This is a genomic window from Agarivorans sp. TSD2052, assembly GCF_023238625.1.
In the GTDB taxonomy this organism is placed as follows: Bacteria; Pseudomonadota; Gammaproteobacteria; order Enterobacterales; family Celerinatantimonadaceae; genus Agarivorans.
This window is the reverse complement of sequence record NZ_CP096670.1, coordinates 1,131,900-1,150,620: the sequence shown is the minus strand read 5'-3', so window position 1 is coordinate 1,150,620 and position 18,721 is coordinate 1,131,900. Positions and strand designations below refer to the sequence as shown.

Genomic DNA, 18,721 nt, shown 5'->3' with positions numbered 1-18,721 from the left:
CCTTAAGATTAGTTTTATATGATAAAAACCAAAAGCCTGCAATGATGCAGGCTTAAATCAATAAAAATAGAAATGGTTTAGTACTAAGCGCTTATTAGCTGCGACGGCGTAAAACCAAACCAAATAATGCTAAAAACATCATAGCAAAGCTGGCAGGTTCGCTCACTTGCGCAGCAAGCGGCAAGTTATTAAAACGCACTAACAAGGTTTCCTGAAATCCGCCATTAGGCACTCGCTCAATCGGGTTAGAAAAATCACAGTGGTCATATCGATTATCAAAGTATTGAGCGCCACACTTACCTGTGTCACTAAAAAGGTTTCGCGCAGGGATATTGGCAAACTCTTCGATGCTAGCAAAACGCCAAATGCTTACGCCTAGCGCAGCATTTAGTACATCATCATATAGGCCACCTGCATATTCCCAGTTATCCACTAACTGACTACAGCCACCTGAACAAGGTGATGCCCATACCCAATCAAAAATATCGCTGGTGACAATCACTTCTTCGAGAGGGTCTATGACAATCACGCTGGCTGTAGATTGTAGGGAAAACAGCATGCTTGAGATAAACATACTTAATAGTGCAACTTTCTGTAAAAACTTCACTTTGTTAACGTCCTTGCATATATATTATTAAAAAACTCACTAAAGCAATAAATATGCCTATTTATTAATATATTAAATTACATGCACTTACAAAAAACAAAGCGAACGTTCTTTTTTGAACTGTAAAAATATCTGACAAAAAAATTAAAAAGTTAAAGTAAAATTCATTTAAATCAATACATTAATAATTTAGCTGTCAAAATAATGCAGTTAAATATGAACGGGCACCGTAATGCGACATAAATCGCACTTTAGCTGCGCTAGGAAAACGTATTATTGCGTTAAACATTGCTGCATGTGCTCTGCCACCAAGGTAAACCTAGAAGCCAACTGCTGATAGCGACGCTGCACCAAATAAATGGTCTCATTAACTGGGTTAGCTAAACGATGAATCGCTAACTTTTCAGGCATGGCAAATGCCGCTACCGCATGAGCGGGCAATACCGTAAACCCCAAGCCACGCGATATAGGTTCAAGAATCAACGATATTTGGTTGGAAAAACCACGTAAGCGAAATTGCTCTAGTTGCTCAAACTCGGGGTAATTTGCTGACAACAACAAATTTGAATGGTGAGCACCATCAGGGTGGCCCATGTAGCCAAGATCTTGCAAAGCTTGCCAGCTAGGTTTGGGGCAACTAGCGGGAGTCACCAATAGCAAAGCTTCTTGAGCAAACGCTTGAGCACTGAGTTCAGCTAACTGTGCTGGCCGCGTAATGAATCCTAAGTCGAGTTGTCGCTCTGCCAGTTGCTGCTCAATACGCGCGTTTGGCGCAAATTGATAATCGAATACCAAATCTGGATGCTGTTGCTGTAGTGCCAATAAACTCGGATAGAGCTTTAAACCTACACTACCAGGGCTGGCAATTCTGCATAAACCTGCGTGAGGGTCGTCTTGCTTCAAGCTCACCTCTAAACTGTTTAACTGAGCCAGTGTGCGCTGCGCCTGGGTATACACTTGATTGCCGGCCTCGGTTAAACTGAAACTTTTCCCCTCTCTTTGCAGTAACGCTGTTTGGTAATACTGTTCTAGCTTACGTATTTGTTGACTGACTCCCGGCTGAGTCATTGCCAGCTTCTCGGCGGTGCGAGTAAAGTGTCCCGTTTCCACTAGGGTGCAGTAGGTTTGTAACCAATCAATATTAATCATAATAAAACCTTATCAAACTAAACCATAAGATAATCTAATATTTTTATTATGCTGCACTACACTTTAAGCATCAAATTTAAGGTGGAACAAAGATGAATTTAACCAATAACCCCTACCCACGCACATTCTCACACATTGGTATTTCGGTGCCCGATTTAGCAGCAGCTGTAAAATTTTACACTCAAGTACTCGGTTGGTACGTCATCATGGAACCCACTGAAATTGTTGAAGACAACAGCGCTATTGGTGAAATGTGTACCGATGTATTTGGCAGTGGTTGGGAACGCTTCCAGATTGCTCACTTGTCAACGGGTGACCGCATTGGCGTAGAGTTATTTCAATTTAACAACCAACTAAATCCAGAAAACAATTTCGAATACTGGAAGACCGGGGTATTTCACTTCTGTGTACAAGATCCAAACCTAGAAGACTTAGCTGAGAAAATTGTCGCCGCGGGCGGGAAAAAACGCATGAAAGCTCCGCGTTACTACTACCCGGGAGAGAAACCTTATCGCATGATTTACATGGAAGACCCCTTTGGTAATATCGTTGAGATATACTCACACAGCTATGAGCTTACCTACTCGGATGGCGCTTATAAATAAGTCCTAAAGTGAACATTTAGAACGCGCATTAAAGGCTAGACATTTAGCTTGTTTATCAGGCAATTTGTGACACAGGCTCAATGCTAGTTAGCTGTAATGCACTATGATTAAAAGACCCTTTATTTACTAGGGATTAATCATGTGCCCGCATGCAAGCCACCCTAAATACCAGCACCAACATTTAGCTAAACTCAGTGGTTTGTTGCTAGGCCCCTTAGTACTTTTTGGCACCCTTATTTTGCCTTCACCTTTTCAAGGCTTATCAGCGCAAGCTTGGCATACGATGGGTTTAGCCACCATGATGGCTATTTGGTGGATTAGTGAAGCGGTGCCTATTCCAGTCACCTCATTTTTACCGATGGTGTTATCACCGCTGCTTGGAATAACCAGCCTAAAGGCCGCCACCGCTTCTTTCGCCCACCCGCTGATCTTCCTGTTCATGGGCGGATTCATCTTAAGTCTAGCCATGGAACGCTGGAACTTACATAAGCGTATCGCCTTAATCACCATGTTAGCGGTAGGCGATAAACCGGCACAGCAGGTAGGAGGATTCATGCTCATCACTGCATTTTTAAGCATGTGGATGAGCAATACAGCAACCGCAGTAATGATGCTACCGATTGGTTTGTCGATTATAAAGATGATGTCAGCAGGGAACCAACAAAGTGACTTTAGTACCGCTTTGCTACTCGGTATCGCCTATTCAGCCAGTATCGGTGGTCTCGCCACCTTAATTGGCACACCACCCAATGCGCTATTGGCCGCATACTTGGCAGATTCTTACGATATTCATTTAGGATTTGGCCAGTGGATGCTAGTAGGCCTGCCTATCTCTCTGGTAATGCTAGTCATTACTTGGTTTTGGCTAACAAAAATCAATTACCACCTGCCTAACTGCAGCCAAGGTAATAGCGAGCAAATGCTCCAGCAACAGCTTCAAGGATTAGGCCCCATGCAAGCCCCAGAAAAAGTAGTGGCAAGTGTGTTTATACTGGCTGCTGCTGCATGGATTTTTCGGCCATTAATCGCCAGTTGGAGCGGTTTACCTCTTACTGATACAGGGATAGCCATGTTCGCAGCTGTTACTCTGTTTATCATTCCGGTAGATTGGCGTAAACAAGTGATGGTTATGGACTGGGAAACCGCCAGAAACCTCCCTTGGGGGGTATTAATGCTATTTGGTGGCGGCTTAAGCCTAGCCGCGCAAATTAAAAGTTCTGGTATGGCCGATTTTATAGGCATGAGCCTTAGCTCAACCTCCCATTTGTCTCCTATTTTAGTGATAGCCATTATCACTACTGCAATCATCTTTTTAACCGAAATAACCAGTAATACCGCCACTGCAGCAGGCTTTCTTCCGTTGTTGGGGCCGATTGCTGAATCTATGGGGCTTAATCCAATGGTATTGGTGGTACCTGCTGCACTGGCCGCAAGTTGCGCATTCATGATGCCGGTTGCCACACCGCCGAATAGTATTGTGTTTGCCTCGGGTCAACTAAAGATTAAACACATGGCAAAGGCCGGTTTTGCCCTAAATCTTGTAGCCAGTATATTGATTACCCTGTTCAGTTATTACTTGGTGGCTAAGATTTTAGTTTCTTAGACGCTCACTAAAGCGTTGTTATCCTCAGCACGTGCTGTAACCGCTGCTTTAGTTTATACCAACAACGAAAAACAGCATGGCGAGAGCAGATGCCGCTGTTCGTATATGATTCCAAAAAGTCCATGACTGCAAATACTCCTGCCATTGCGCTAAATCTGATGCACTTAGTGTTTGCTCAGACTTTGAATTTAGCAACACTAAAGCCTTATTACGTGGCACATTGGCAATGGCGGTAACTGCAAAACATCCCAGCAGATAACTTAAAGCACCAGCCATGAGTAGATACGAGGGAGTAGATGCTTGCCACAACTGTAAGCCAATAATCGCTACGCTCAGTACTGCTGTCCCCATAAATGTACCCAAAAAGCCCGGATTAAGCACCGTAATGTTAATGCTTTGCATCGCTGATAAGCCTTGCTCGGGGCTGATTCTGGCTAAAGCTGGCATCACAAAATTAGAAAAAGCAAAAAACACTCCTGCTATTAACCCGCTTCCCAATACTGCCAGTAACACTAAACTGAAATCTATCATTGCCATGGCGACATCCCTAATATTGATCGCTTAAGCTCAGCAGCACACTAAACTTTCATTCCACGTTTAGGCCACCAGCTTAAGGCCAATCACACTGAAACACACTAAACTCATGGTCACCCATTGCTGCATACTGGGCTTTTCTTTTAAAAACCACCACCCCAGCAGCATGCTAAATACCATCATAGTACTTAATATTGCCGCCGCTATAGCCAATGGCCCTAGGGTCATTGCCAAAGCGTAACTGGCGGTACCTATTACCGTTGGTGAGGCATACATTAAGATCTGTTTAAAGTTGGCCATGGAGAGCGATTGAAAGCCGCCTTTTGAACTAAACAAACCTCGCCCCACAGCGATGAACATGGCCACTACGCCAATCATTACTTCCCAAGCGTACCCCACTAAAAACGGATGACTACTGCGCGACATACTAGCCACTAACACCAAGGCATAGGACATTAAGCCACCGTAACAAGCGCTAGCCACAATCCCAGTCAGTGGTTTGTATTGAGTATAGGCGGCTTGAGAGGCAACTTGCTTGGCTTTACGTGCTTGGCTGGCGCCTAATAGCAATACTGCAACCAATGTTATGCCACCCATTAGCCACTGCTGCAGACTCAGTTGTTCGTTTAAAAAAAACTGCCCTAACAAAGCAACAAATAGGGCCGTAAATGCCATTGATAAGGCACTGGCAATGCCCACAGGCAAGCGAACAAAGGCAATCGCATTCGCCCAATTTGCCACCGCGGCTAAACTGGCAGCTAATAGTAACCACGCCAATTGGCCTAAAAAATCTGCATAGGCAGAATGCGGTACTAACAGCAATAACGGAGACATGCTTATCAACAAACTTAAACCACGATAAGCCACTGCGCTGAGTTGATCGGATTGACGATATACTTTTGCCATTAAAACACCCTGTAAGGCATAAGCAAAAGTGGCACATAAGGCGATGATAAAAAACAAAGTAACAATCTCTAGCGGGTTTTAAGCGAAGCCTACGCAACTATTTATTGCGCAACAAGCCCTTAGAGAAGCATCAACATAGCCCAACTAAAAAACGTTACAAATACCTGCACTGGTCGGCGAATTTATTGCTGCAATAAATTACTGGCTTGCGCCTGTTTGGCCAAATACTCTTTTAAGTAATCAATGAGCAAACGAAGTTTTTTCGAGTTGGTCGCTCCCTTAGGAAATACGCAGTACACGTCGATATTTTGTAAGAAATAGTCGCTCATCACCACTTCTAGTTTGCCAGCTTTGATCTTTGGTAAGGCATCATATAGAGGGACTCGACCTAAGCCATGCCCGCCTTCGATAAAGGCAGTTCGCGCTGCTGCATTATTGGTACTCATTCCGCCCTTAATTTTAATACTAAACGAGCGAGAACCTTTGGTTAGCTGCAAGGTACTAGAGCCAGCGGTATATATCACCCATTGATGGGCGTCCAAGTCGACCGGGTTAAGTGGCCTACCATATTTATTAAGGTAGTCAGGTGATCCACACAAGCAGGTACTCAAGGTGGTGAGCTTGGACGCTTGTAAACCTGAGTCTTCGAGGGCGGCGCCACGGATCGCCAAGTCAAAGCCATCTTGAATTACATTCACCACTTCATCTGTCAGTACCACTTCAATATTGATTTTTGGGTACAAGCCACGAAACACGTTAAGTGCAGGCACAATGGTTTGTAAACCCGCATTGACCGGGCAGGAAACTTTAAGCGCACCTTCAGGCTCCTGCTTAATGTTCTCTATTTGCTGGTTTGCCGCTTTAGCTTGCTCGGCAATATTATGGCAACGCTGATAATACTGCTCTCCGGCCTCGGTAAGGTGCAAACTGCGGGTAGAGCGATTAAGTAAGCTAACGCCTAAATGTTGTTCGAGTTTTTTGACGTGGTAACTCACTACCGCACGAGTAATACCAATATGTTTAGCTGCAGCACTAAAGCTGCCCTGCTCTACCACCTGGGCAAACACGACCATGCTTTTTAACTGCTCAAAAGAAACGCTCACCCTAAAACCTCACTCTAGTTGCCCATCACTCACACCATTGTATCAATTAATCAACCAATCATGTCTATTTAATCTGCATTGTCGCAATTCGTATTGAGGTCTAGACTGCTTGCCATGGCTACTATTGTTATGCAGTAGTAATACCCAATAACGCACTCAAGGATTAAAGCAATGAGCACAGCTAAAAAGATTTTGATGGTTCTTACTTCACACGACCAACTAGGTACTACCGAGCACAAAACAGGTTTTTGGGTAGAAGAGTTTGCCGCCCCTTACTATGTATTCTTAGATGCCGGTGCCAACATCACTTTGGCTTCACCTAATGGTGGCCAGCCACCTATCGACCCAAGCAGCGAACTTGAAGACTTTCAAACCGATGCAACCCGTCGTTTTGATAAAGACGATACAGCCAAACAGCAATTAGCCACGACTTTGAAACTAGCCGATGTAAACGCCAGCGATTACGACGCCGTATTCTACCCTGGCGGTCATGGCCCACTGTGGGACTTAACCGACAACCCACAGTCGATCGCTTTACTAGAAAACTTCGTACAACAAAACAAGCCTGTAGCTGCCGTTTGTCATGCCAGTGCAGCGTTACTGAATGTTAAACAAGCAGACGGTCAGCTGTTAGTGAAAGGAAAAGCGGCGACCGGTTTTACCAACAGCGAAGAAGCCGCAGTACAACTTACTGAAGTCGTGCCATTTTTACTGGAAGATGAGCTAAAAGCCCGTGGCGCTGATTACCAATCAGTAGCTGATTGGAACCCGTTTGCTATTCAAGACGGGCTAATGATTACCGGACAAAATCCGGCGTCATCAGAAATGGCGGCTGAAAAACTGCTACAACACTTAGCGTAAGCACACCTAACCCGTTTGTTGAAGGAAATATAATGTTGAACTTTTCATTTCAAAATACCACCCAAATCCATTTTGGTGAGGGACAAATCGCTTCGCTAAGCAATGAGATCCCCGCTGATGCCAAGGTATTAGTAACCTACGGTGGCGGCTCTATCAAAAGCAACGGTGTTTACGACCAAGTGGTTAAAGCCTTAGCAAACCATCAGTGGTCTGAGTTTTCAGGTATTGAGCCAAACCCCAGCTACGACACCCTGATGCGTGCAGTCGCTCAAATTAAAGCTGAAAAACTCGATTATATTCTGGCGGTTGGCGGCGGTTCGGTGATTGATGGCAGTAAGTTTATCGCGGCGGCAGCTGAGTATCAGGGGGATGACCCTTGGGACATTATTGCTAAACAACATCCGGTCAACTCAGCGCTACCTCTAGGCGCAGTGTTAACCTTACCCGCCACAGGATCAGAAACTAACCCTGCAGCCGTAGTGACACGCGATGGTACTAAACTGCCATTTTACGCGCTGGCAGTGCGACCTAAATTTGCCGTGTTGGACCCAAGTGTAACCCTGAGTTTATCGCCTCGCCAAGTTAGCAACGGTGTGGTTGATGCCTTTGTTCACGTAATGGAGCAATACCTTACCTATCCCGTGAACGCTAAAATTCAAGACCGTTTTGCTGAAGGCATTTTGCTCACTTTGATTGAGGAAGGGCCAAAAGCGCTGGCCAAAGACAGCGCTCAAGATCTAGAAGTACGCGCTAATATTATGTGGGCAGCGACTATGGCATTAAATGGGTTAATTGGTGCAGGCGTGCCGCAAGATTGGGCAAGTCACATGCTAGGCCACGAGCTCACAGCGGCTTACGGAGTAGACCACGCACGTAGTTTGTCGATTACCTTGCCAGCGGTAATGAAAATTCGCCGTGAAGCCAAAGCCGCCAAATTACTGCAATATGCAGAGCGTATTTGGGGCATAACAGAAGGGAACGAACAACAACGTATTGATAAAGGTATTGCCGCAACTGAAGCATTCTTTAGCAGCATGCAAGTCCCTGTAAGGTTGAGTGAAATTGACTTAGGGACGAGTGACGTTGAGGTGCTATTGAGTAAATTAGAACAGCACCAAATGGTCGCCCTGGGTGAAGACCAGAAAATCACCCTTGAGGTAAGCCGCAACATACTAAGTACCGCTTTATAAGCCGGTAAACAGAAGACAAAGGGCCGCATGGGCCCTTTTTACTGTAAAGGAAGCCACTATGTTAACCGTACATCACTTACAACAATCACGATCTAAACGCGTATTGTGGCTGTTAGAAGAACTCGCCATGCCTTACCAGCTAGAAATTCACCAGCGAGATCCCGTCACCCGCTTGGCACCAGCAAGTTTAAAGGCAATCCATCCTTTAGCTAAAGCGCCAGTGATCGTCGATGGCCAAGTGACGCTATGCGAATCAGGTGCGGTGATGGAGTATCTGCTGGATAAAAGCAGTAGCAATGACTTACGCCCAGCTAAAGACAGCGCCAATTATTACCTTTTCTTAGAATGGCTACACTTTGCCGAAGGTTCATTAGCCCTGCCAGTGATCACTAATATGCTGCTGAGTTTAGAGACGAGAGGTGGCAAACAGGCTATGGATGGCTATATCGCCAAAGAGATAGCACTAGATTTTTCATATATTGAAGCACACTTAAACACTCACGATTACTTTGCTGGCGAAGCATTTACAGCCGCCGATATTATGATGACCATTGTTCTTGAGTTTGCCGAACGCCAAGCCCTACTAGCGACGCGCCCCGCAACCCAAACTTACTTAGCTAAAGTACAACAGCGCCCTGCCTATATATGCGCAGCCAAACAAGGCTAGTGTTTACACACTTAGCTTTAACAGTTATCGGCCCGCTGGCGGCGAGTATAATTCGCCGTTTGCTCAAGCTTATCTTGTTTGGCTTTCTCACTGGCTGCACGTTGTTGCCAAAATACCTTCGCCCCTTCGGCTTTAGCTTGTGCTCGCGTTAGACCAATATCTTTTAATAAGTCATCACTCAAGGCAAGTAGCGCTTGGCGACTGCGACGGCGAGCGCGGTATATAGCCGCAGTTTGCAGTAGTTGAGAGAGTATTCCTTGGCAATGGTTAATAATATTCATCTGTCTGCTCCTGTTCCTTGACTAGCGACCTTATTAGCTTAAAATTTAGCCAAGCAAGCATACAGATTCAGAATAATTATATTTTCCCATTACAGATGACAGATTAAGCCATCTATCATGCTATCTAGCCGATAATCTGTAACGCTACAGCGCTTAGCTTTGCTAATCTGTATTTTTCTGTGATATTACTAATAAATATTTCGGCAATGGATCGGCCCATGACTCTATATGAACAGTTTGCAGAAGAACTCAAAGAGCAAATAAATCAAGCTTATTATCCAATCGGACAAAAGCTCCCCTCGATTCGTGAAATGAGTAAGACCCGTGGACTAAGTATTTCTACAGTGCAAGAAAGCTATCGCTTACTCGAAGACGCAGGCCTTGTCCGCAGTAAACATAAATCAGGCTATTACGTTAAGCAGCCCGCTAATGCCGCATTATTGCCCGAGATAAGCCAACCAGAACAACGACCTGTTCCTATTGATAACTGGCAAGCGGTGTTAGCGCTCACCATGACCGAAAGCAGCAATGGCTTCTTAGCATTGGGGCGTGGCTCTCCTGATACTAGTTTCAGCAGTTTAAAACCTTTACAGCGATTAATGGCCGATAGTATCAAGCACCAAGCCAAGCAGATATTTAGCTGCTCCAAAGGCAATGGCTTGTTCAAGTTACGAGTACAAATAGCGCGTTTGATGCAAAACTCAGGCTGTCATATTCACCCTGACAATCTACAAATTACCGCGGGCTGCCAAGAAGCCCTGTCACTCTGCCTTAAGGCGCTAACTCAACCTGGAGATATTGTGGCCATTGACTCGCCTAGCTTTTATGGCTCTATGCAGGCGATTCGCTCTAATCAACTTAAAGTATTGGAGATCCCCACTCACCCAGAAACTGGCATTAGCTTGCCCGCCCTTGAACTGGCTTTAGAGCAATGGCCAATCAAAGTATTACAGTTAATCCCTAGCTCCAATAATCCGCTAGGGTATGAGATGCCAGAGAAAAACAAACATAAACTGCTCGCACTAGCAGAAAAACATAACTTTGCGATTATTGAAGATGACATTTTGGGCGATACTATTTATCGCACACCCAGACCACGCAGCTTAAAATCTTACGACAGCAACGAACGGGTATTGTTTTGCTCCTCTTTTTCAAAAACTATTGCTCCCGGCTTGCGGGTTGGTTGGGTGGCGGCGGGACGTTATAGTGAAATGCTCACCCACTTAAAATTTATCAGCTCACTGGGCTCGAATAGCTTGCCATTACTTGCCGTAGCCGACTTTATTGAGCAAGGCTACTATGAAAAGCACCTGCGGCTATCTAAACAACAATATCAAGCCAGTCGCGATGTAATGCTGCATTGGGTACAACGTTATTTTCCGCAGGGGACCAAAATGAGCTTTCCGCAAGGCGGCTTTTTTCTATGGGTAGAGCTACCAGACCGAATAGACTGCTTGCAGTTAAATGAAAATCTGAAACCCTTTAAAATCGGTATCGCTGCGGGAAGTTTATTTTCAGCATCAGGCAAGTATCAGCATTGTCTGCGCTTAAGCTACGCCAACAAGCCCAACGACAAAATTGAGCAAGCAGTGAAAACCATTGGTGAGCAAGCAAAGTTATTGCTTAACACTCCACAATAACTCAGCTCGCAGCTGGCCATTTGAATCTCTTACTTAAGCTTTTTCCACTGCAGTTTTACACATTTACCGCTTTCATCATGTAAGCGGCAGCCGAAGCGGTAACCCTCTTTAACCAGGCTTTTGTTATAGTGCTTAGCATTTTTATCAAACTCACTTAAGTCTGGCTTTACACTGGGTTGCTCTGCAGCAACGATGGGAAAACTCGCCGTTAAAGATAATACCAATGCAGATGCTGTAACTAAAATATTGCGCATAACCGTTCTCTCTATTTTGTTGACAAAACTAACTCTTGTGGCTTTATACCATCGAATTAATTAAGTTCAATTCAAGAAGAACGCTTGAAAAACAACAAAAAATCTAAGTAACACTAAAATAGCATTGAAATTATATGTATAAGTCACACTTTAAATAACAATTTAGTAAATAATAAAAATGATAGCGATTTCAACAGCAACAAATTTTTATTTATAAAGACGATTGTTCGCTTATTATTTAGGCAAAAAGCACATGGGCACCAAATAAAAATAGAAACCAACAAATTCCTTTAAAATCATAATATTAAAAAAACAATCAAGAAAACGATTTCAAGCGAAAACACCTTTGTTAATTTGTCAGTATCACCCACACATATATACTCAACTAAATTAACAAATACCCTTAATTATTTATTTCGACAGACAATTAGTCATTACAGCAAGGGTTTTTATACTATTCAGTTTGACAAGATTTAAGTCTTGGGATAATTTTTTCAAAATACTAAAATGGATTTAATGGTATTTAGTGGCTTAGGCTTTAAATATCTAAGGTAATAATGAATTTAAAGCATACTGTTAGCGCATCTATAATCTTGTTTAGCTCTACAACTATTTTAGCCGCAGAGGCTATAGATAAAGCTGAATTACCCACCCTTAAAAATTACGCTTTTGCTGCGTGCATGTACCATATCCAAGCTAAAATCGAACCAACTCCCATCGCCACTTTGGAAGGCCTTCGAAAAGAAATGGAAGTTTTTTATCAAAACAGTGTGTTAGACACTCACTACTTTGAAGCGGTATACGCTGAGGTAGAACAAGGAAGCCAAAACGTTCCGCCTTCGGGTTCCATTCGCTATTGTGTGAACTGGATAGTTGAAGATAAGATCGAGCGCATTGTGGCAACACTGCCCAAACAATGACAATTTGCTGTTGCACTCTGGTAGTTGTAACACCTAATCTGCATCATCCTTAACTATTAGTCAGCTTGGAGATAAATAATGCAACGCGCTTTAGTCACAGGTTTAAATGGTCGACTAGCCCCCTATTTGCAACAAGCTTTAGAGCAAGCAAACGTGGAAGTTATTAGCTTTGACCGTCAGCAGCTAGACATCACTCATCGCCCTCAACAAATTGCTTATATCCGAGCACATAAAATTGATGCCATTTTTCACTTAGCGACGGGCTCTGAAGATTGGCTGAGTATACTTGCCGATATCGCCGATGAACTGACTATCCCAATGGTGTTTACCAGTACAGAGAGCGTATTTAACCCCGACAGCAAAGGGCCTTTCACGCCTGAACATCCAGCCGATGCTGTAAATGAATACGGGCGTTACAAAATCAGCTGTGAACACGCTGCACTTGCTGCTAATCCCAACATTATTGTTGCTCGCTTAGGCTGGCAAATGTTCGATACCTTCGAACAAGATAACTTGTTGACTCATGTTCGCGATATGCATAATGAAAAGGGGTATTTAGAAGCTAGCACTGAATGGCTGCCCGCCGTAGCTTATGTTGAACATAGCATGCAATGTTTAATCCGTTTAGCGAAACAAGCAAAAGCCGGCATTTACCATATTGGTGGAAACGAGCTAGGTTTGTCATTTTACCAACTAGTAGAACTTATTAAGCAAAAATACCAATTAGATTGGGATGTACGCCCAGCAAAAGTACCTCAGCGTGATGGCCGAATCATCGATTCTAGAGTTGCCTGTGATAGCATTACTCAGCAGCTTCAGCGCTAAAAACCCGTTTATTGGGTCGACTTCCCCCACTTATTTGTTAGCGCATTTTCTTAGTAATTTGTGCTAGCATTTGCAACATCATTATTCGTCGTTTATCTAGAGTTGTTATGTCTAATCGTTCTCTAAAAGTGGTGGTCGGCTCACGTAATCCCGTTAAGATCCGCGCTGTAGCAAGGGCTCTTGCCTTGTATTACCCCGAGCAAACTATTGATTGCCAGGGCATTGATGCCCCCTCTTTAGTGCCAGAGCAACCAATGACCAGCCAACAAACGAGAGATGGAGCGGTAAACCGCTTACGCTTTTGCCAGCAACAGCAAACCGCCGACATTTATGCGGCCATTGAAGGAGGGGTTGATAAGTTTGAGGATGGCCCAGCGACTTTTGCCTATGTTGCCATAGCCAATGCACAGCAAGTGTCTGTAGGTAGAGGCGCTAACATGCCGCTACCGTCCAGTGTTTATCAAGCTCTAGAACAAGGTGAAGAACTTGGCCCACTCATGGACAAACTGTTTAACACCCATAACATCAAACAAAAAGGCGGTGCCATTGGTTTGCTAACCAATGGCCTTGCAACACGTGAAGACAATTACGTGCATGCCCTCGTTTTAGCCTTAGTCCAATTCGCCCATGCCGAGCTATTTTCGCAGTAAGCCTAACAAGCTAAAGAGCCACTCAAAAGGCTAAATGTCACTTCAATTGTGACAAAAGTTGACATTCAGCCACAACACTATAGAGTTAGCGCCATTAGAAAATCAGTCTATTTTTTGAACTCCGCTTTAGGTTGCCTTCATTTAACCTTCGTTCCGTCGTTTTAAATTCCAGCTTGTTTTTCCAATCTTGCTTAAAGCAAACGATTACTCTGCCCATCATATAACTGTCACAAATACAGTTTATAAGTCGGCATACATCCTTGCTAGCTAACCAAAATATGTTGGTGTAAACGCTAGTAACACATTTATTTGGCGACTCGAGCAACGAGCGCTATGGCCTAAAAACCTTGAGAGTTATATCTGAACTGCACATATAGAACATTTCATGATTTTCCTAGAGCAAGGTTATTGGCCCGATTAACAGAGAACAATAACTATGAGTAAACACTCAAGCTCTAGCGAGCAACAATATACCAATCCAATCCCAGATCGCGACGCCATCATTGCCCTTCTTGACGAGCAAGGTGAACCCCTTAACCGCGAACAGATTGCTGTTACTTTAAAGCTACACAGTGACGACGACTTAGAAGCGCTGCGACGTCGCCTCATTGCAATGAGCCGCGATGGTCAATTACACAGCGACAGAAAACGTAACTACTGGCCCGTAGATGAGAGCGAGTACTTAGTGGGCACCGTAATGGGCCACCGCGAAGGGTTTGGCTTTCTAAAATGTAAAGGCTACGACACCGACTTTGTGCTGCACAATAGCCAAATGAGTAAAGTATTTGATGGTGATGTTGTGCAAGCATTGCCTAATGGTTTTAACAATCGCGGCCGTGAAGAAGCACGCATTGTCAATGTTATCGAAAAGAACACCACGCAAATTATCGGTCGTTTCCAAGAGCGTGATGGTTACTTTAGTGTGCAGCCTGATAACCTGCGAATCACTCAACAAATCGATGTCCCTGCGGCGCAAACTATGGGCGCGACTGAAGGTCAATATGTGAGCGCCGTTTTAGTAAGCTATCCGCATAAGCGTGATAACGCGATTGCCCATATCACTGAAGTTATTGGTGACCCTATGGCTCCAGGTATGGAAATTAACGTGGCGATTCGTACCCACGATATTCCTTTCCAGTGGCCAACAGAAGCTTTAGAACAAGCAGAGAAGATTGAGTCGGAAGTCGCTGAACAAGACAAGCTACACCGGATTGATTTGCGAGATACCGCCTTTGTTACCATTGATGGCGAAGACGCCAAAGACTTTGACGATGCAGTATATTGCGAACCGACCAGCAACCGAGGCTGGCGCTTAATGGTAGCCATTGCCGATGTATCGCATTACATCCAGCCAAACAGCCCTTTAGATATGGAAGCGCAAAAGCGTGGTACATCAGTGTACTTTCCTGGGCATGTAGTGCCCATGCTCCCAGAAGCTATTTCTAACGGTTTATGCTCGCTTAATCCGCACGTAGATCGTTTGGTTATGGTGTGTGACATGCAAATTGATGCGCAGGGCGAACTCACTAGCTACCAGTTTTGCGAAGCCCTTATTCACTCTCATGCCCGCTTAACATACACTCAAGTGGGCGCGATGTTAGAGCAAAGCAATTCTTCAACCGGCCAAAAGCTAGCCCAACAGTTTGCTAAGGTTGTACCACAATTACATGATTTACATAGTTTGTACGCGGTATTAAAAGATGCCCGTACCCGCCGCGGTGCGATTGATTTTGAAACCAACGAAAGCCGCTTTGTGTTTGATGACCAGCGAAAAATTGAGCAAATTGTTCCACTGGTTCGTAACGATGCACACAAATTGATTGAAGAATGTATGCTGTGTGCCAACGTTGCTACTGCCCGCTTCTTAGAGCAGCTAAATATTCCGGCTTTGTATCGTGTACACCAAGGGCCTAAAGAGAAAAAGCTAAGCAGTCTACGGGCTTTTTTAGCTGAGCTTGGCTTAAACCTTGGTGGTGGAGACAAACCTAGTCCAGCAGACTACAACCAACTCATTGGCCAAATCCAACAGCGTGAAGATGCCAGCGTTATTCAAATGATCATGTTGCGCTCAATGAGCCAAGCTATTTACACCCCAGAAAACGACGGTCACTTTGGCTTGGCCTTTGAGGCTTATGCTCACTTTACTTCGCCTATTCGCCGTTACCCAGATCTCCTGGTACATCGGGCGATACGTTCAATTATTCGCAGTAAAGAAACTGGCGGTATTTTAACGCGCACCTTTAAAACGCTAAGTGGTAAGGGTTTAGACCCTGTGCAACGAGTCGCTGGTGCATCGCCATTAAAAATGGCTCAAAGCTACCCTTACGATACAGCCCAAATGTTAACGCTCGCTGATCACTGTTCGCTAGTAGCTCGCCGAGCCGATACCGCCAGCTGGGATGTAGACGCATGGCTTAAATGTGAATACATGCAAGATCGCATAGGCGAAACCTTTGACGGTATTGTTAGCGGCGTAAATGGCTTTGGCTTATATGTAGAGCTGCCCGAAATGGCTGTAGAGGGCGCGGTTCATATTTCATCACTGGCGGGAGATTTTTATCACTTCGATGCCAACAAGCAACGTTTAACCGGTGAAAATACCCGTAAGAGTTTTGCCATTGGCCATAAATTTAAGGTGAAAATTGCTCGCGTCGATATGGAGCAACGCAAAATTGAACTGGTACCTTTAGAACAAGCTAAATCGGCGGGTTCAGCGAACAAACAGAAAAAAAATAAAGCTAAATCTAAAAGCAAAGCTAAAAAAGTCGCTTAAACACGCAGCTAAGTAATTTGCCACCAGCTGACTTTCTAAAAGGTCGCTGGTGTGCGAACTTATCCAATTTACCAAGCTTTGACTCCGGCTTAAGCTAAGCCTAAGAACACTTCACCTTCACAGGTATTATTAGTCACGGTGGCGGTGTTACTTTACCAATAACAATCATCTTCAAGCTAAGCAAAACACTTAACTAAATGTCATAAACAAGAAAGCGAAACTTCGTTAACGATCCAGCTCTAAGAATTGAATAACCAACACCGCTGTATATCGAATATGCTGGCATCATCCTCTTTGATAAAGAATGGAGGCGATAATGCAAGGCTGGGTTACAGTATTAATAACGATCAGTTTATTTGCTTTCGACACTCTCGCCAGTGCAACCACTTCCCCGCCGAACAGCAATCACTCACCTGCCGTGAAATGGCAATTAACCTGGAGCGATGAGTTTGAGGGTAAGCAACTCGACCTAAACAAATGGGCATTTGATATCGGCAATGGCTTTATCTTGAATGGCCAATATATCTCTGGCTGGGGAAACAGGGAATTACAGGCTTATACCAATCACTCAAGAAATGTAGGCCTTAATGGTCAGGGGCAATTAGTGATACAAGCGCGCGTTGAGAGCAGCAGCGATTCATACGGAAACTACCGTTATAGCTCAGCCAGATTAAAGACCCAGGGTTTATTTGCGCAACGCTTCGGTCGCTTTGAAGCTAGAATCAAACTCCCCACCGGGCAAGGGCTTTGGCCCGCTTTTTGGTTAATGCCACAAGACAATGTTTATGGCACTTGGGCGGCATCGGGCGAAATAGACATTATGGAAGCGCGCGGCAGCGCCCCTTCACAAATCAATGGCACTATTCACTATGGTGCACAATGGCCCAACAATACTTATTCAGAACGTCACCACATCTTTAGTAATAGTGACATCAGTGAATTTCATGTTTACCGAATTGATTGGAGCCCTCAGGGGATTAGCTGGTATGTAGATGAGCAGCTATATGCCACTCAATCTTCGTGGTTTACTCAAGGCCAAGCGTTCCCCGCCCCCTTCGACCAACATTTCTATTTAATCATCAATCTCGCAGTGGGCGGCAATTACGATGGTAATCCCATATCAGACCGAATATTTCCAGCCCAAATGGAAGTTGATTACTTGAGGGTTTACCAAGCTCAAGATTAGCTAAATAATTGCAACTGGATTATCTGTTCTTGCAAATAAGCCACAAAATGTTGTAAGCGGGATGAATGTTCAATCTTCGGTGGATAAAGCATCCAAACTTGCCGAGGTTCAACTTGATAAAGACTTAAAACCCGCTGTAAACGGCCCGCTTTAACATGCTTCCATAGTAAGTGTTCAGGCACTCTAATTAGCCCTTGATGATTCAATGCGGCCTTAATCAAAATGTTATTATCATTTACCGCAAACTGTCCTTGGGCTTCAATCACTTCACTTTTGCCTGCGCGATTAAATGTCCAAGCGCGCCAGTTAGGAAAGGCCAAGCACTGTAACTCTGTCAGTTCACTAGGTTGCTGGGGAACAAAATGAGCCGCTAAGTATTCAGGGGATGCACACACCCAATGACTATACTGGGTCAGCTGACGAGCCACCATATTTTGCGGCGGTTGAGCGGTAACCCTTATGGCCAAGTCAAAGTTACGCTCGTGCAAATCTTCTAAATGATGACCAACATCAACCTCAAAGCTCACTTCAGGATAACGCTGGCTAAACCCTTGGCATAATTGCACCAAGAACGAATCAGCAAACGCTGCCGGAGCAGTGACTCGTAAGATACCCGCAACATCTTCGCCACTATGCTCTAAGTCTCGTTCTAAATCTAACAAATTATGGTGCATGGATTGAGCTTGTAGGAACACCTTATGCCCTTCGGTAGTTAACCTCACGGTTCGTGTGGTTCGAATCAACAGCTGAGTATGTAGGTCTTGCTCTAAACGGCGAATTTGTTGCGATAGGTAACTGCGAGAAATAGCCAATTGTTCAGCGGCTTTAGAAAAACTAAGCTGCTGAGCAACCTCGTAAAACAACAATAAGCGCTCTAATTTTTTGTGACTCTTAGACATTAACCACACCAGTAACTAAACATTTATGCACAATAATACTCAAAACAAGCCAATTATACGTTATATCA

At 44.3% G+C, this 18,721-nt stretch carries 19 protein-coding genes; 11 read left to right on the top strand and 8 right to left on the bottom strand.

Annotated elements, in window-relative coordinates; all coding sequences use genetic code 11:
- Nucleotides 1-94 precede the first annotated feature (94 nt).
- Nucleotides 95-607, bottom strand: a complete 513-nt coding sequence (locus M0C34_RS05185; RefSeq protein WP_248714592.1) for a PEP-CTERM sorting domain-containing protein — start codon at nt 605-607, stop codon at nt 95-97.
- A 273-nt stretch (nt 608-880) separates the two neighbouring features.
- Nucleotides 881-1,756 carry a LysR family transcriptional regulator gene (locus M0C34_RS05180; protein ID WP_248714591.1) on the bottom strand — a complete coding sequence of 292 codons (876 nt, stop codon included), beginning with the start codon at nt 1,754-1,756 and terminating at the stop codon, nt 881-883.
- A 92-nt stretch (nt 1,757-1,848) separates the two neighbouring features.
- Here M0C34_RS05180 and M0C34_RS05175 point away from each other — a divergent pair, with 92 nt between their 5' ends.
- Both M0C34_RS05175 and M0C34_RS05170 read left to right on the top strand, forming a co-directional pair.
- The gene (locus M0C34_RS05175) at nt 1,849-2,361 is read left to right on the top strand and encodes a lactoylglutathione lyase family protein (RefSeq protein ID WP_248714590.1); all 513 of its coding nucleotides are present in this window, start codon (nt 1,849-1,851) and stop codon (nt 2,359-2,361) included.
- Nucleotides 2,362-2,500: 139 nt separating this feature from the next.
- On the top strand, nt 2,501-3,964 hold the full coding sequence (locus tag M0C34_RS05170; RefSeq protein ID WP_248714589.1) for an SLC13 family permease: 1,464 nt from the start codon (nt 2,501-2,503) through the stop codon (nt 3,962-3,964).
- 48 nt (nt 3,965-4,012) lie between these two features.
- Here M0C34_RS05170 and M0C34_RS05165 read toward each other — a convergent pair whose 3' ends face one another.
- The 3 genes from M0C34_RS05165 to M0C34_RS05155 all read right to left on the bottom strand — a co-directional run bounded on the left by M0C34_RS05165 (nt 4,013) and on the right by M0C34_RS05155 (nt 6,507).
- Nucleotides 4,013-4,501 (bottom strand): anthrone oxygenase family protein, encoded by a 489-nt coding sequence (locus M0C34_RS05165; RefSeq protein WP_248714588.1) that lies wholly within the window; start codon nt 4,499-4,501, stop codon nt 4,013-4,015.
- Between the two features lie 60 nt (nt 4,502-4,561).
- A complete protein-coding gene (locus tag M0C34_RS05160) occupies nt 4,562-5,461 on the bottom strand; it encodes a DMT family transporter (RefSeq protein WP_256469329.1) in 900 nt (299 codons plus the stop codon).
- A 125-nt stretch (nt 5,462-5,586) separates the two neighbouring features.
- Complete coding sequence (locus tag M0C34_RS05155) at nt 5,587-6,507, bottom strand: LysR family transcriptional regulator (protein ID WP_248714586.1); 921 nt, start codon at nt 6,505-6,507, stop codon at nt 5,587-5,589.
- Nucleotides 6,508-6,678: 171 nt separating this feature from the next.
- On the opposite strand from M0C34_RS05155, the gene M0C34_RS05150 reads away from it, so the two are divergent.
- The 3 genes from M0C34_RS05150 to M0C34_RS05140 are packed head-to-tail and all read left to right on the top strand — an operon-like array spanning nt 6,679 to nt 9,225.
- The gene (locus M0C34_RS05150; RefSeq protein ID WP_248714585.1) at nt 6,679-7,368 is read left to right on the top strand and encodes a type 1 glutamine amidotransferase domain-containing protein; all 690 of its coding nucleotides are present in this window, start codon (nt 6,679-6,681) and stop codon (nt 7,366-7,368) included.
- A gap of 32 nt (nt 7,369-7,400) precedes the next feature.
- Nucleotides 7,401-8,558, top strand: a complete 1,158-nt coding sequence (locus M0C34_RS05145) for an iron-containing alcohol dehydrogenase (protein ID WP_248714584.1) — start codon at nt 7,401-7,403, stop codon at nt 8,556-8,558.
- Between the two features lie 58 nt (nt 8,559-8,616).
- Nucleotides 8,617-9,225, top strand: coding sequence for a glutathione S-transferase family protein (locus M0C34_RS05140; RefSeq protein WP_248714583.1), 609 nt, complete (start codon nt 8,617-8,619; stop codon nt 9,223-9,225).
- Between the two features lie 17 nt (nt 9,226-9,242).
- Here M0C34_RS05140 and M0C34_RS05135 read toward each other — a convergent pair whose 3' ends face one another.
- A complete protein-coding gene (locus tag M0C34_RS05135; RefSeq protein WP_248714582.1) occupies nt 9,243-9,506 on the bottom strand; it encodes a DUF1127 domain-containing protein in 264 nt (87 codons plus the stop codon).
- A 218-nt stretch (nt 9,507-9,724) separates the two neighbouring features.
- Between M0C34_RS05135 and M0C34_RS05130 the strand changes: the two genes are divergently transcribed.
- On the top strand, nt 9,725-11,146 hold the full coding sequence (locus M0C34_RS05130) for an aminotransferase-like domain-containing protein (protein ID WP_248714581.1): 1,422 nt from the start codon (nt 9,725-9,727) through the stop codon (nt 11,144-11,146).
- Between the two features lie 29 nt (nt 11,147-11,175).
- Here M0C34_RS05130 and M0C34_RS05125 read toward each other — a convergent pair whose 3' ends face one another.
- Nucleotides 11,176-11,400: a hypothetical protein gene (locus M0C34_RS05125; protein ID WP_248714580.1), complete on the bottom strand. Its 225-nt coding sequence runs from the start codon at nt 11,398-11,400 to the stop codon at nt 11,176-11,178.
- 557 nt (nt 11,401-11,957) lie between these two features.
- Here M0C34_RS05125 and M0C34_RS05120 point away from each other — a divergent pair.
- From M0C34_RS05120 to M0C34_RS05100, 5 genes are all read left to right on the top strand, one after another.
- Nucleotides 11,958-12,320 carry a hypothetical protein gene (locus tag M0C34_RS05120; RefSeq protein WP_248714579.1) on the top strand — a complete coding sequence of 121 codons (363 nt, stop codon included), beginning with the start codon at nt 11,958-11,960 and terminating at the stop codon, nt 12,318-12,320.
- A gap of 78 nt (nt 12,321-12,398) precedes the next feature.
- Nucleotides 12,399-13,145: a sugar nucleotide-binding protein gene (locus M0C34_RS05115; protein ID WP_248714578.1), complete on the top strand. Its 747-nt coding sequence runs from the start codon at nt 12,399-12,401 to the stop codon at nt 13,143-13,145.
- Nucleotides 13,146-13,252: 107 nt separating this feature from the next.
- Complete coding sequence (gene yjjX / locus M0C34_RS05110; protein ID WP_248714577.1) at nt 13,253-13,795, top strand: inosine/xanthosine triphosphatase; 543 nt, start codon at nt 13,253-13,255, stop codon at nt 13,793-13,795.
- A 436-nt stretch (nt 13,796-14,231) separates the two neighbouring features.
- Entirely contained in the window at nt 14,232-16,568 is a 2,337-nt protein-coding gene (rnr, locus tag M0C34_RS05105) for a ribonuclease R (protein ID WP_248714576.1), read from the top strand.
- 316 nt (nt 16,569-16,884) lie between these two features.
- A complete protein-coding gene (locus tag M0C34_RS05100; RefSeq protein ID WP_248714575.1) occupies nt 16,885-17,754 on the top strand; it encodes a glycoside hydrolase family 16 protein in 870 nt (289 codons plus the stop codon).
- On the opposite strand, the gene M0C34_RS05095 is transcribed toward M0C34_RS05100, so the two are convergent.
- Nucleotides 17,751-18,653 carry a LysR family transcriptional regulator gene (locus M0C34_RS05095; RefSeq protein WP_248714574.1) on the bottom strand — a complete coding sequence of 301 codons (903 nt, stop codon included), beginning with the start codon at nt 18,651-18,653 and terminating at the stop codon, nt 17,751-17,753. The two genes, M0C34_RS05100 and M0C34_RS05095, sit on opposite strands and share 4 nt — an antisense overlap.
- Nucleotides 18,654-18,721 lie beyond the last annotated feature (68 nt).